Below are 13459 nucleotides of genomic sequence, written 5' to 3'. Positions count from 1 at the left end.
TGCTCCTCATGCCGCGTTCTTCAGTTTCGGATCGAGGGCGTCGCGCAGGCCGTCGCCCATCAGGTTGATCGCCAGTACGCTGAGCAGGATGGTCAGGCCGGGCAGGCTGACCACCCACCAGGCGCGCTCGATGTAGTCGCGGGCGGAGGCGAGCATGGTGCCCCACTCGGGGGTCGGCGGTTGCACGCCGAGGCCGAGGAAGCCGAGGGCGGCGGCGTCGAGGATCGCCGAAGAGAAGCTCAGGGTGGCCTGGACGATCAGCGGCGCCATGCAGTTCGGCAGCACGCAGACGAACATCAGTCGCAGGGTGCCGGCGCCGGCCAGGCGCGAGGCGGTGACGTAGTCGCGGTTTAGCTCGGTCATCACCGCGGCGCGGGTCAGGCGTACGTAGGCCGGCAGCGAGACGATGGCGATGGCGATCACGGTGTTGATCAGGCCCGGGCCGAGGATCGCCACGATGGCCACCGCCAGCAGCAGCGACGGCAGCGCCAGCATGATGTCCATCAGGCGCATGATCAGCGGTCCGGCACGGTTCGGCGAGAAGCCGGCGAGCAGGCCGAGGAGGATGCCGGGGACCAGCGAGATCACCACCGAGGACAGGCCGATCAGCAGCGACAGGCGGGCGCCGTGGATCAGCCGCGAGAGCAGGTCGCGGCCCAGTTCGTCGGTGCCGAGCAGGAAACGCGCCTGGCCGCCCTCCAGCCAGGACGGCGGGGTCAGCAGGAAGTCGCGGAATTGTTCGCTCGGATCGTAGGGCGCGACCCAGGGGGCGAACAGCGCGCAGAACACGATCAGCAGCATGAACAGCAGGCCGCCGACGGCACCTTTGTTCCGGGTAAAGGCTTGCCAGAATTCCTTCAGCGGGGACGGGTAGACCAGGCTCGGGTCGCTGGCGGGAGCGTTGTGCATGGCGTTCATCGGCTCGCTCCTCAGCGTTGGTGGCGAATGCGTGGGTTGGCCAGGCCGTAGAGGATGTCCACGACGAAATTGACCAGGATGACCAGGGTGGCGACCAGCAGGATGCCGTTCTGCACCACCGGGTAGTCGCGAGCGCTGATGGCGTCGATCAGCCACTTGCCGATGCCCGGCCAGGAGAAGATGGTCTCGGTCAGCACCGCGCCGGCGAGCAGGGTGCCGACCTGCAGGCCTAACACCGTCAGCACCGGGATCAGCGCGTTGCGCAGGGCGTGCACGAAGACCACCCGGGCCGGCGACAAGCCCTTGGCGCGGGCGGTGCGCACGTAGTCCTCGCGCAGGACCTCGAGCATCGCCGAGCGGGTCATGCGGGCGATCACCGCCAGCGGGATGGTGCCCAGCACGATGGCCGGCAGGATCAGGTGGCGCACGGCGTCGAGGAACGCGCCTTCCTCGTCGGAGAGCAGGGTGTCGATGAGCATGAAGCCGGTCTTCGGCTCCACCTCATACAGCACGCCGATACGGTCAGAAACAGGAGTCCAGCCTAATGAAACGGAAAAGAGCATGATCAAGAGCAGGCCCCACCAAAAAATCGGCATTGAGTAGCCCGCTAGAGATATTGTCATTACTCCGTGGTCAAAAATCGAACCTCGCTTGAGTGCGGCTACCACTCCTGCTAGGAGGCCGAGTGTGCCGGCAAAAAGCATTGCTGCGAATGAAAGTTCCAGGGTGGCTGAAAATAGCGTGAGAAACTCATTCCAGACAGGCTCATGTGTGCGTATGGATTTTCCAAGGTTGCCCTGGGCGAGGTTGCCGACATAGTCCAGGTACTGCTGGTACAGCGGCTTGTCCAGGCCCAGGCGGTGCAGGGCCTCGGCATGCATCTGCGGATCGACGCGACGTTCGCCCATCATCACTTCCACCGGGTCGCCGGGAATCAGGCGGATCAGCGCGAAGGTGAGCAGCGTCACGCCGAAGAAGGTGGGGATCAGCAACCCCAATCGTCGTGCAATGAAACTAAGCATGTTGGCGGGTAACTCCTCATCGCGGACCGTGCGCCCCGCTGGCGGCGGGGCTGTGGTCCTTGTTCTTCTACGGCTTCACCGAGGTGGTGGCGAAGTTGTTGTTGCTCAACGGATTGATCACGTAGCCCTGCACCGTGTTCCGCCGGACGTTGAACAGCTTCGGGTAGGCCAGCGGTATCCATGGGGCCTGTTCGTGGAATACCACCTGGGCCTGCTCGTACAGTTTCGCCCGCTCGGCCGGATCGCTCACCTCGCGGGCCTTGCGCATCAGCGCCTCGAAGTCCTTGTCGCACCAGCGCGCCTGGTTTTCACCCGACTCGGCGGCGGCGCAGCTCAGGTTCGGGCTGAGGAAGTTGTCCGGGTCGCCGTTGTCGCCGGCCCAGCCAAGCAGCGACAGGTCGTGCTCGCCGGCCTTCGAACGCTTGAGCAGCTCGCCCCATTCCAGGGAACGGATGGTCAGTTGGATGCCGGCCTTGGCCAGGTCTGCTTGCAGCATCTGTGCCGCCAGGGCGGGGTTGGGGATGGTAGGCGAGGTGCCGTTGCGAATGAACAGGGTGATCCTGAGATTTTCCGCACCGGCTTCCTTGAGCAGCGCCCTGGCGCGTTCGGGATCGTGCGGCCAGTCCTGGATCGAATGGTTGTAGCCGAGCAGGGTCGGGGGATAGGGACCGACCGCCGGACTGGCCGCGCCGGGGCCGAACACCGCGTCGAGCATGGCCTTCTTGTCCAGAGCGAGGTTGATCGCCTGGCGCACGCGCGGGTCGTCGAGCGGCTTGTGCTGGGTGTTGATGGCAATGTAGGTGGTCAGCAGGGCATCGATCTCGTCCACCGCCAGGTTCGGGTCCTGCTTCAGGCGCGGCACGTCCTCCGGTTTCGGGTACAGCGAGACCTGGCACTCGCCGGCACGGACCTTCTGCATGCGCACGTTGGGATCGAGGGTAATGGCGAACACCAGATTGTCGATCGGCGGCTTGCCGGCGTAGTAGTCCGGGTTCGCCGTGTAGCGGACCTGGGCGTCCTTGGCGTAGCGCTTGAAGACGAACGGCCCGGTGCCGATCGGCTGGTTGTTCAACTGGCCCTGCTTGCCGGCGGCGAGCAACTGGTCGCCGTACTCGGCGGAATAGATGGACGCGAAGGGCATCGCCATATCGCGCAGGAACGGCGCTTCGGGACGGTTGAGGACGAAGCGCACGGTGAGCTCGTCGACCTTTTCCACCGACTTGATCAGCTCGCCCATGCCCATCGCGTCGAAGTAGGCGTAGCCGCGCAGCGCCGAGGCATGCCAGGGGTGCTTCGGATCGAGGGCGCGCTGGAAGGTCCACAGCACATCATCGGCATTCAGGCTCCGGGTCGGCTTGAAGTAGTCGGTGGTATGGAATTTCACGCCGGGGCGCAGGTGGAAGGTATAGCTCAGTCCGTCGGCGCTGACGTCCCAGCGCTCGGCCAGCCCCGGGATCACCTCGGTGGTGCCGGGGCGGAAGGCGAGCAGGCGGTTGAACACGGTTTCCGCGGAGGCGTCGGCGGTCACCGCGCCGGTGTACTGGACGATGTCGAAGCCTTCCGGGCTGGCCTCGGTGCAGACCACCAGGTTCTTCGCCTGGGCCGCGCCGGCGGCGCATAGCGCCAGGGCCAGGGGCAGGTGTCGGAGCAACGGATGGAGCATGGGGTCCTCCTCGTGGGCCCCGTCGCCGGGGCCGCAGGTGTCGCAGGTTTACAGCAGGTTGAAGGGGAAGGTGCTGACCAGGCGCAGTTCGTTGACGCTGCCGTCGATCTGGTTCTGGCTGGCCTTGTGCATCATGTAGGTGAGCTTGAAGGTGCTGTCCTTGATCGGCCCGTTCTGCACCTTGTAGGCCGCCATCAGGCCCAGCTCGTGGTGCTTCTCGCCGTCCTGGGCGCGCACCTCGGCGTAGTTGCCGTAGGCACCGTTGCGATCGCCGTCGTAGTGGGTGCCGTCGATGTCCCAGCCCTTCACGTACCACACGCCGGTGCTCAGGCCGGGGACCCCGTAGTAGCTCCAGTCGGTCTCGTAGCGGATCTGCGCGGACTTCTCGTTGGGGCTGTTGTAGTCGGCCAGCATCGAGTTGGCCAGGAAGATCGCCGAGGTCTCGTGCACGTAGTCGAAGTATTCGTTGCCGTCGACCTGCTGGTAGGCCAGGGTCAGGGCGTGGGCACGATGGCCGAGGGTGAAGGCCAGGCTCCAGGTGTCGTTGTCGATGTAGCCGGCCTCGCGCGCGCCGGTGTCGCCGGTGTGGTAGCCGTTGAAGGCGGTGCGCAGGGCGATGCCGTTCTCGAGGTCGCCGATGTCGTGGGTCACGCCCAGGTAGTACTGGTTCCAGACGTCCTGGAAATGCGAGCCATAGAGGGAGATCTCCAGCCCGTCGAGCGGCTTGTAGTTGCCGCCCAGGTAGTTCAGGCGGTCGCCCTTGACCTGGCGGGTGCCGTACTCGGTGGTCATGTCCTCGTCGCCGGAACCGGTCCGCGGGCTGACCTTGCGGAAGCTGCCGGCTTGCAGGCTGAGGTTGTCCAGCTCCTCGCTGGTCACGGCGAAGCCGGTGAAGCTGGAGGGCAGGGCACGGTTGTCGATGTAGCTGAACACCGGAGTGTTGACCAGGAAGCGACCGGCCTTGAACTCGGTGTTCGAGGCGCGCAGGCGGATATTGGCGACGCCCAGCTTGGACCATTCGCCGATCGCCTCGCCGTCGCTGTTCGCCAGGGTCCGGTTGCCGCCGCCGCCGATGCGGCCCTTGCCGCGCTCCAGGGCGATCTCGTTGAAGGCTGCGACGTCGAAGCCGAAGCCGATGCTGCCCTGGGTGTAGCCCGAGCTGTACTTGAGCACCGTGCCCTGGACCCAGGCGTTGCGCTGGTGGATGCGCTGGGAGCCGCCGCCGGCCTTGGGAATGCGGAAGGTGAAGCTGTCCTTCATGTTTTCCCGGGAATAGAAGTTGCGAGTGGTCAGGGTCAGGCTCTGCCCCTCGAACAGCCCGCTGGCGCCGGCCTGGCCCTTGATCGGTTTCTCCACGCTGGGGATGCTCTGCACCTGGGCGGCGTAGCTGGGATTGTCCGGGGTCGGCGGGGTTTCCTGCTCGTCCGCCGCCCAGCCTGGCGCGGCCGATGCCATCAAGGCCAGTCCCAGCGTCGCGCCGGTCACTCGTTGGTATCTCATCACCTGATTGCTCCCTTTATTGTTGTCGTGGCACCTGTTTTACCCACCAGGTTTGCGCCGGTTTCGCCCGCGCCTGGGCGCGGCGGTCGAATACGGCGAGGCGAGCGCTCCTGGCGGAACGCGCACAGCGCCGTTCTGGAACACGGGCAGGAAAAGCAAAGAAATGAAGTACGGGTCGTGCCGTTCTTCTGCACCCCGGTCGTGAAACGACCGGGGTGGCGTCGGCATCAGGGCTGGTTGGCTACGCCATAGAAGGCGTTCCGCGAGAAGGGGCTGATCTTGAAGTCATGCACCGACTTGTTCATCGGCTGGTACACGGTGGAGTGGGCGATCGGGGTGATCGGTACCTGCTCCTTGAGGATGTGCTGGGCCTGCTTGTACAGCTCGCTGCGCTTGTCCTGGTCGGTGACCCGCTTGGCATCCTTGACCAGCTTGTCGTAGGCCGCGTCGCACCATTTCGATACGTTGTTGCCGTTGATCGAGTCGCAGCCGTAGAGGGTCGCCAGCCAGTTGTCCGGGTCGCCGTTGTCGCCGGTCCAGCCGAACAGCATGGCGTCATGCTCGCCGGCATGGGCGCGCTTGATGTACTCGCCCCACTCGTAGCTGACGATCCTGGCCTTGATGCCGATCTTCGCCCAGTCGGCCTGGATCATCTCCGCCATCAGCTTGGCGTTGGGGTTGTAGGGACGTTGCACCGGCATCGCCCACAGGGTGATCTCGGTGCCCTCGGCGACGCCGGCCTTCTTCAGCAGTTCCCGGGCCTTGGCCGGATCGAACGGGGCGTCCTTGATGGTTTCGTCATAGGACCACTGGGTCGGCGGCATGCCGTTCACCGCCAGTTGCCCGGCACCCTGGTAGACGGCGTCGATGATGGCCTGCTTGTTCACCGCCATGTCCAGCGCCTGGCGTACTTCGAGCTGGTCGAACGGCTTGTGGGTAACGTTGTAGGCGATGTAGCCGAGGTTGAAGCCTGGCTGCGAGGGCACCTTCAGGTTCGCCGCTTCCTGCAGGGCCTTGAGATCGGCGGGGCGTGGGTTGAGGGTGATCTGGCACTCGCCGGCCTTGAGCTTCTGCGCGCGCACCGAGGCGTCGGTGTTGATGGCGAAGATCAGGTTGTCGACCTTCACCTCGTCCGGCTTCCAGTAGTCCTTGTTGCCCTTGAAACGGATCTGCGCATCCTTCTGGTAGCGGCTGAATACGAACGGGCCGGTGCCGATCGGCTTCTGGTTGATGTCGCTGGCCTTGCCCTGCTTGAGCAGTTGCGCGGCGTATTCGGCGGACTGGATCGATGGGAAGGGCATCGCCAGGTTCTGGATGAAGGCCGCGTCGACCTCGTTGAGGGTGAATTTCACCGTGTGCTCGTCGAGCTTCTCGATCCTGGCGATGTTCTTGTCCAGGCCCATGTCGGTGAAGTAGGGAAACTCGGTGGGGTAGGCCTTGCGGAACGGATGATCCTTGTCGAGCATGCGTTCGAAGGTGAACAGCACGTCGTCGGCATTGAATTCGCGGGTCGGCTTGAAGTAGTCGGTGCTGTGGAACTTCACGCCCTTGCGCAGGTGGAAGGTATAGGTCTTGCCGTCGTCGCTGACGTCCCAGCTTTCCGCAAGGCCGGGAAGGACCTTGGTGCCGCCGCGCTCGAACTGGGTCAGGCGGTTGAAGACGGTTTCCGCCGCGGCGTCGAAATCGGTACCGGTGGTGTACTGGGCGGGGTCGAAGCCGGCCGGGCTGCCTTCCGAGCAGAAGATCAGGTTGCTGGCGAAGGCCTGGGGAACGGCGGCGACCAGCGCTGCGCCGAGCAGCGAGGGCATGATCGCGGAGCGGATGACGGCGTTTCTACGCATGGAGTGACCTCTGGTTATTTTGATTGTCTGCGAGGGACAGCCTCGTGAGCTGTCTTGCGCGAAGCTATGCAGGGCGTGTGCCGGCCGCAAGCGTCGAGGTCGCTTCAGTGTAGATGTTGTTATCCGATTGAAAGGGAATGTCGCATTTTCGAATTTGCGCAAACGCGACGCAGGCCGCGTTTGCTGCGCGAGAGACAGTGGAAACGCAAGAGGCAGCCCGGAGGCTGCCTCTTGTGGTGCGCGCCGACCGGATCAGGGCATCTGCACCTCGATCACACCGTCGGCGTTGACCGTGACCTGGCTGGTCCCGGCCTCGATCTCCGGCGCCTGGGCGCCACCGAAGCTGGCGTCGGCCTTCATCGCCGCCATCCGCATCACCGGGTACGGGCGCGGTGCGCCGGCGCTGTTCACGCTCAGGCTGACCAGCTTGTAGCCCTTGCCGCCGAGCGCCTCGGTGAGCAACTGGGCGCGCTCCTTGAACGCGTCCACGGCGCCTTTCATCAATTGGTCCTCGTTCTTCTTGCGGGTCGCATCGGCGATGCTGAAGTCCATGCCGCCCATCTTCAGCTTGCCCAGCAGGTCGGCGGAAAGCTGGCCGAGGGCGGCGAAGTCGGAGCTTTCCAGGCGCAGCTCGGCGCGCTCGCGCCAGCCAGTGATCTTCTGGCCCTTGTCGTCGTAGACCGGATAGCTGTTGCGACTGCCCAGGCTGATGGTCACGCCCTTGACCTTGCGCGCGTCGGCGACGGCGGCGTTGAGGACGCTGGTGGTTTCGGCGGCGAGCTTGGCCGGATCGCTGCCCTGGTTTTCGCTGTAGAGGGTGACCTGCATCAGGTCGTGGGCCACCTGCTGGCTGACTTCGGCGTGCAGCGAGACCTGGTTGTAGCGCGGCGCTTCCTCGGCGACGGCCGAGAGGCTGGCGGCGCAGAGGGTGACGGCGGCGGCCAGGCGGGAAATCGCAGACATTGGGCAACTCCTTGTACTAAGGCTGAATTCACACTGTAGAGCATCGTTCCGGCAGGCGCGGCAAACACGCCTATACGCCAGTCTTGGACCATGAGACGAAGGCTTTTCCCGGAACGGGTTAGGCGATTTCGGAAAAAACGTGAAATTTACTGATCTGAGCCCTGACAGCGCTCGGCGAAACAGGGCAGGATGGCGACCTGCGAGGTTTCTGAGTCACTTTGCCGCAGAGTTGCCGACAGCGTCTTGGCTATACTCGCGCTTATTCCGGAAGAAAACATGCGCGCACCGGTTTTCCTGCTCTCCGCCAGTCGCCAGAACCTTGGCCGTCTGCTCCTCATCCGTATTCTCGTGCTGGCCGCGCAGGCCGGCTCGGTGGGTTTCGCCTGGCTCTCCGACCTGTTGCCGCTGCCGTGGCTGGCGCTCGGCCTGACCCTTGGCCTGTCCGCCTGCCTGATTCTGTTCACCGCGCTGCGCCTGCGCGCGCCGTGGCCGGTGACCGACCAGGAGTACGCGGTACAACTGGCCTGCGACCTGATCATCCACAGCACCTTGCTGTATTACTCGGGCGGCTCGACCAACCCCTTCGTTTCCTATTACCTGGTACCGCTGACCATCGCCGCTGCGACCCTGCCCTGGATCTACTCCATGGTGCTCTCCGGCCTGGCCCTGACCGGCTACACCCTGCTGCTGATCTGGTACCACCCGCTGCACCTGCAGGCGGTTCAGCACGAGGCGATGCTGATCAACCTGCACCTGTTCGGCATGTGGCTGAACTTCGCCCTGTCGGCGGCCTTCATCACCTTCTTCGTGGTGAAGATGTCCGAGGCCCTGCGCTGGCAGGCGCACATGCAGGCCGAGCGGCGCGAGGAAAGCATGCGCGACCAGCAGTTGCTCGCGGTGGCCACCCAGGCGGCCGGTGCTGCGCACGAACTGGGTACGCCGCTGGCGACCATGAGCGTGCTGCTCAACGAGTTGCGCCAGGAGCGCCCGCAGGACCCGACCCTGCAGGAAGACCTGGCATTGCTCCAGGAACAGGTCAAGCAGTGCAAGCACACCCTCCAGCAACTGGTACGGGCGGCCGAGGCCGACCGTCGCCAGGCGATCGAAGAGCAAAGCGCCGCGGAATGGCTGGAATCGGTGCTGCGCCGCTGGCACCTGATGCGTCCGGAGGCCTCCTACCGCTACCAGTGCCTGGGCCTCGGCTCCGCGCCGCGCCTGACCCCGCCGACCGACCTCAGCCAGGCTCTGCTGAACCTGCTGAACAATGCGGCGGACGCCTGTCCCGACGACCTCGACATCCGCCTGGACTGGGACAGCAGCAGTATCTGCCTGAGTATCCGCGACCACGGCGTCGGGGTGCCCCTGGCGATCGCCGAACAGATCGGCAAACCGTTCTTCACCACCAAGGGCAAGGGCTTCGGCCTCGGCCTGTTTCTCAGTCAGGCCAGCGTGACCCGCGCTGGTGGAACGGTGAAGTTGTATAACCACGAAGATGGCGGCACTCTGACCGAACTGCGCTTGCCGCGCAGCTACGGAATGGCTTGAGTGATCCGTCTGAGAGGCCCTGCCTATGTCTGAAGAGCTGCTCTTCGAAGGGGAAGAACATCCCCACCTCCTGCTGGTGGACGACGATCCCACCTTTACCCGGGTCCTGGCCCGGGCCATGAGCCGTCGCGGCCTGCGGGTCAGCACCGCCGGCTCCGCCGAGGAAGGCCTGGCGCTGGCCCAGCAGGATACGCCGGACTACGCCGTGCTCGACCTGAAGATGGAAGGCGACTCCGGCCTGGTGCTGCTGCCGAAGCTGCTGGAGCTGCACGCGGACATGCGGGTGGTGATCCTCACCGGCTATTCCAGCATCGCCACCGCGGTGGAGGCGATCAAGCGCGGCGCCTGCAACTACCTGTGCAAGCCGGCGGATGCCGATGACGTGCTGGCCGCGCTGCTCTCCGAGCACGCCGACCTGGACACCCTGGTGCCGGAAAACCCGATGTCGGTGGATCGCCTGCAATGGGAGCACATCCAGCGCGTGCTCGCCGAGCACGAGGGCAACATCTCCGCCACCGCCCGTGCCCTGGGCATGCATCGACGGACCTTGCAGCGCAAGCTGCAGAAGCGGCCGGTACGGCGCTGAAGCGTAAATGACAACGGGGGCGCCGCATGGCGCCCCCTGTGCTTTCCGTTTTCCGTCGAATCGCGGTGGATTTCGCAGATTCCGCCGGTCGCCGGGGATATCCAGCGGACAGCGCAATCGTTAAGATGCAGCTTTCATGAATCGCACGACCAGGGATTGATCATGCGTATCTTCGGTTCGAGTGCCGGCTGCCTGTCGGTGCTGTTCGGACTGGCCTTCGGGCTGCCTGCACTAGCCGAGCCTTCGGTGGACCTGGATGGTCCGACGGCAGGCTGGCGCTATTCCGGCCTGCTCGAACAGCCCGATGCCCCGCGTGTCGCCTATCCGACTCCGCCCATCGATCGCGGCGGCCAGCGCGGCCGCAGCCTGATCGAAGGACACCTGCGCGAACTGGTCGGCACCGAGCGCGCCCAGCGCCTGGTGGTCAACGGCAATCCTCTCCCTCTCTATACCGACGGCGCCGGGCGCTTCGTCCGCCCCTATGCGTTCGGCCACGGCTCCAACGGCGTCCAGGTCGGCAGCGCCGACGGCAAGATCCTCAAGCGCGTGCAGTTCTACGAGGCCAATCGCTCCCAACTGCCGCCGCGCGTGCGCGTGGTGCTGGGTTGGGACGATCCGAAGGCCGAGCTTGACCTGCATATCGTCACCCCCGATGGCCAGCACGCCTACTGGGCGCATCCGCGCCTGAGCAACAGCGGCGGCCTCGATCCGGATGGCGTCGACGGGCCCGGCCCGGAGATGTTCACCATGGGCGCGCCGCTGCACGGCACCTACCTGATCTACGTGAACTACTGGGGCAACCTCAACAACCAGGGCTACAACTTCCAGGCCGGCAGCAACGTACAGGACGTGATCACCGCGCAGGTCAACCTGGTGTTCAACGAAAACAGCGTCGACGAGAAGCACGAGACCTTCGTCGTGCCCCTGCGCACCATCGGCGACCTGGTGCTGGTCAAGACCTTTACCTACTGAAGCATCCCCTCGTACGGATGACACGGGATTAGCGAACCATGAGCGAGAACAACACCCCCAGCCCTGCCAACGGAACCCCTGCGCCCGCCGCTGCGCGCACCCGAAGCGCCCTGTGGCCGGTGCTGGGGATCGTCGCCGCGCTGGCCGCCGGCGGTGTGCTGGCCTGGCAGATGGGCTGGCTGGAGCGGCTCGGCGGAGGGCGCCCGGCCGAAGAGGACCTCGGCCAGCCGATCGGCGCCCAGGCACCCGCGGACGCCGGCGCGCCGCGTGCCTACCGTGACCTGCGCAAGCCCGACGCGCTGATCGAGAGCGTGTCGCTGAGCCGCCTGCCGAAGGAAATCCTCGAGGTGCCGTTGCTGCGCGATACCCTGACCGAGGACTTCGTTTTCTATTACGAGAACAATGGCGACCGCCTTGGCCTGACCGGTACGTTGCGGCGGATCATCTACGAGCACGACCTGACCCTGAAGGACAGCCTGGTCGAGGAACTGCTCGACCAACCGGCCCAGGTCGCCCTCTGGCGCGGCGCCGACGGCCGCCTGCGCGACTTCGTGGTGGTGCTCAAGCGCGGCGGCCTGGCGCGAGTGCTCGAGCCGCTGGCCCATATCGCCACCGACGACCAGCAGTTGCGCAAGGTCGGCGAGCTGGCGGGAACCTCGGTCTATCGCCTGCGCTACGGCAACGACAAGGCGATGCTGTTCCTGTCCAAGGGCGACCGGCTGTTGTTGCTGTCGAACCCACGGATGCTCTTCGACGATGGTGGCGAGAGCGACGACAGCCCGCTGAATGCTCCGGCCAGCGAAGACCTGGAGGCACTGCTCGACGGCGACGAACTGTTCCCCGAGCGCTTCGGCCTGCCGGGCCGCGGCGAGCTGCGCCAGCGCATCACCCTCAATGCCAGCGTCCTGGCCATGGGCTACCAGCGCTTCATCCCGAGCTTCGCCGGGGTGCGCTTCGAGAAGGGCGAGCAGGGCTGGAGCAGCTACCTGGCGCTGAACGAGGTGGAACGTCAGCCGCCGCTGGACTTCGCCCCGGTCTGGCAGGCCATGCCGATGGGCGCCAGCGCCTGCGTGGCGCTGCCGGTCACCCCCGGCCTGTACGGGGTGATGCTGGAGCGCCTGGGGGCCGAGCAGAAGATGGCCCAGGCCTTCTCCGAGCATCTCAGCGGCGCCGCCGGTCTCTGCTGGTACGCCAGTTCGCGGCTGCATTCGCCGCTGCTGGTGGGCCAGTTGAGCGCGCCGGCCAGTGCCGAACTCGACGACGAGCTGGGCAAGCTGTTCGGCCGTGTGATCGGCGCGAAGGAAGCCAAGGTCGAGGGTGGCAGCTTCCCGGTGGAAGACCGGATGGATGGCCAGACCCGCCGCTGGACCCGCCAGGTCAGCTCGAACTTCGGCGCCTATCCGGCCAGCCAGGCGGACAACCCGGAGAGCATCAGCGGCCGCGCGTTCTTCCGCATCGGCATGGCGCGCCATGGCCAGACCCTGCTGTTCTCCCTCGACGACCAGTTGCTCGGCAAGGCCCTGGACACCCTCGACAAACGCTATCCGCCGCTCGCCGAGGTGTTGCCGAAGGATGCGCTGGTACCGGCCTACCTGGCGCCGCAGCCGCTCTCCGAACTGCTGCAACGGGAAACCCTCGACAGCCTGCCGCAGGACATGGAGCCGGTATTCCGCAATGCCGCCGACACCTACCTGATGCCGCGCCTGAAAACCCTCGCCGGCAAGGGCAGCTACGCCCTCGGCCTGCCTGCCGGAAGCCAGGCCAACGCACCGTGGCAATGGCTGCCGCTGGAATGGCGGTCGCTGTGAGACGTCTGACTGCCTTCGGCCTGGCGCTGCTCCTGCTGGCCAGCGGCGGTGCCCGCGGCGAGCCCGCGGTAACGCTCGACCCGCAGCAATCGCAGGTATTCCGCGCCTGGTTCGTGCGCATCGCCCAGGAACAGTTGCGCCAAGGGCCGAGTCCGCGCTGGCACCAGCAGGACTGCGCCGGCCTGGTGCGCTTCGCCGCCAACGAGGCGCTGAAAGTCCACGATGGCAAGTGGCTGCGCGCCAACGGCCTGTCCAACCGCTACCTGCCCCCGGAGCTGGCGCTCAGTCCCGAGCAACGGCGCCTGGCGCAGACCTGGCAGCAGGGTGGCGGCCAGGTCGGGCCCTACGTGAATGCGATCAAGCTGGTGCAGTTCAACAGTCGGCTGGTCGGCCGCGACCTCAACCAGGCGCGCCCCGGCGACCTGATGTTCTACGACCAGGGCGACGACCAGCACCTGATGATCTGGATGGGCCGCTCCATCGCCTATCACACCGGCAGCAGCACCCCGACCGATAACGGCATGCGCTCGGTCAGCCTGCAACAACTCATGACATGGAAGGACACCCGATGGATCCCCGACGAATCCAATCCCAACTTTATCGGCATCTATCGGCTGGCTTTCCTCTCTCAATGAATCGCG

Annotated in this window: 11 protein-coding genes; 5 read left to right on the top strand and 6 right to left on the bottom strand. The window is 65.6% G+C overall.

Annotated features, from left to right (window positions below):
* Positions 1-6 precede the first annotated feature (6 nt).
* From VQ067_RS24235 to VQ067_RS24210, 6 genes are all read right to left on the bottom strand, one after another.
* Positions 7-918 (bottom strand): ABC transporter permease subunit, encoded by a 912-nt coding sequence (locus tag VQ067_RS24235; protein WP_003112858.1) that lies wholly within the window; start codon positions 916-918, stop codon positions 7-9.
* 11 nt (positions 919-929) lie between these two features.
* Positions 930-1940, bottom strand: coding sequence for an ABC transporter permease subunit (locus VQ067_RS24230; RefSeq protein WP_003110329.1), 1011 nt, complete (start codon positions 1938-1940; stop codon positions 930-932).
* A 67-nt stretch (positions 1941-2007) separates the two neighbouring features.
* On the bottom strand, positions 2008-3603 hold the full coding sequence (locus VQ067_RS24225; protein WP_003094445.1) for an ABC transporter substrate-binding protein: 1596 nt from the start codon (positions 3601-3603) through the stop codon (positions 2008-2010).
* 48 nt (positions 3604-3651) lie between these two features.
* Complete coding sequence (locus VQ067_RS24220) at positions 3652-5106, bottom strand: OprD family outer membrane porin (protein WP_074241092.1); 1455 nt, start codon at positions 5104-5106, stop codon at positions 3652-3654.
* Between the two features lie 224 nt (positions 5107-5330).
* Positions 5331-6944: an ABC transporter substrate-binding protein gene (locus VQ067_RS24215; RefSeq protein WP_340080932.1), complete on the bottom strand. Its 1614-nt coding sequence runs from the start codon at positions 6942-6944 to the stop codon at positions 5331-5333.
* Between the two features lie 252 nt (positions 6945-7196).
* The gene (locus tag VQ067_RS24210) at positions 7197-7907 is read right to left on the bottom strand and encodes an SIMPL domain-containing protein (protein WP_003094423.1); all 711 of its coding nucleotides are present in this window, start codon (positions 7905-7907) and stop codon (positions 7197-7199) included.
* 276 nt (positions 7908-8183) lie between these two features.
* Between VQ067_RS24210 and VQ067_RS24205 the strand changes: the two genes are divergently transcribed.
* The 5 genes from VQ067_RS24205 to VQ067_RS24185 all read left to right on the top strand — a co-directional run bounded on the left by VQ067_RS24205 (position 8184) and on the right by VQ067_RS24185 (position 13453).
* Positions 8184-9452, top strand: a complete 1269-nt coding sequence (locus tag VQ067_RS24205; RefSeq protein ID WP_003094421.1) for an ATP-binding protein — start codon at positions 8184-8186, stop codon at positions 9450-9452.
* 25 nt (positions 9453-9477) lie between these two features.
* Entirely contained in the window at positions 9478-10038 is a 561-nt protein-coding gene (locus VQ067_RS24200) for a response regulator transcription factor (RefSeq protein ID WP_003094419.1), read from the top strand.
* 162 nt (positions 10039-10200) lie between these two features.
* Positions 10201-11010 (top strand): YfaP family protein, encoded by an 810-nt coding sequence (locus tag VQ067_RS24195; RefSeq protein WP_003094417.1) that lies wholly within the window; start codon positions 10201-10203, stop codon positions 11008-11010.
* A 38-nt stretch (positions 11011-11048) separates the two neighbouring features.
* Positions 11049-12818: a DUF2138 domain-containing protein gene (locus VQ067_RS24190; RefSeq protein ID WP_033990674.1), complete on the top strand. Its 1770-nt coding sequence runs from the start codon at positions 11049-11051 to the stop codon at positions 12816-12818.
* Positions 12815-13453 carry a DUF1175 domain-containing protein gene (locus tag VQ067_RS24185; RefSeq protein ID WP_074241094.1) on the top strand — a complete coding sequence of 213 codons (639 nt, stop codon included), beginning with the start codon at positions 12815-12817 and terminating at the stop codon, positions 13451-13453. Before VQ067_RS24190 ends, VQ067_RS24185 begins: the two co-directional genes overlap by 4 nt.
* Positions 13454-13459 lie beyond the last annotated feature (6 nt).

The organism is Pseudomonas sp. KBN12P06040, from assembly GCF_037574965.1.
Lineage (GTDB): Bacteria > Pseudomonadota > Gammaproteobacteria > Pseudomonadales > Pseudomonadaceae > Pseudomonas > Pseudomonas aeruginosa.
This window is presented reverse-complemented; position numbering and strand designations above follow the sequence as displayed.

Coding starts and splice junctions, on each gene's coding strand:
- VQ067_RS24235 (WP_003112858.1), bottom strand. CDS start 918: ATGAACGCCATGCACAACGCTCCCGCCAGCGACCCGAGCCTGGTCTAC.
- VQ067_RS24230 (WP_003110329.1), bottom strand. CDS start 1,940: ATGCTTAGTTTCATTGCACGACGATTGGGGTTGCTGATCCCCACCTTC.
- VQ067_RS24225 (WP_003094445.1), bottom strand. CDS start 3,603: ATGCTCCATCCGTTGCTCCGACACCTGCCCCTGGCCCTGGCGCTATGC.
- VQ067_RS24215 (WP_340080932.1), bottom strand. CDS start 6,944: ATGCGTAGAAACGCCGTCATCCGCTCCGCGATCATGCCCTCGCTGCTC.
- VQ067_RS24210 (WP_003094423.1), bottom strand. CDS start 7,907: ATGTCTGCGATTTCCCGCCTGGCCGCCGCCGTCACCCTCTGCGCCGCC.
- VQ067_RS24205 (WP_003094421.1), top strand. CDS start 8,184: ATGCGCGCACCGGTTTTCCTGCTCTCCGCCAGTCGCCAGAACCTTGGC.
- VQ067_RS24200 (WP_003094419.1), top strand. CDS start 9,478: ATGTCTGAAGAGCTGCTCTTCGAAGGGGAAGAACATCCCCACCTCCTG.
- VQ067_RS24195 (WP_003094417.1), top strand. CDS start 10,201: ATGCGTATCTTCGGTTCGAGTGCCGGCTGCCTGTCGGTGCTGTTCGGA.
- VQ067_RS24190 (WP_033990674.1), top strand. CDS start 11,049: ATGAGCGAGAACAACACCCCCAGCCCTGCCAACGGAACCCCTGCGCCC.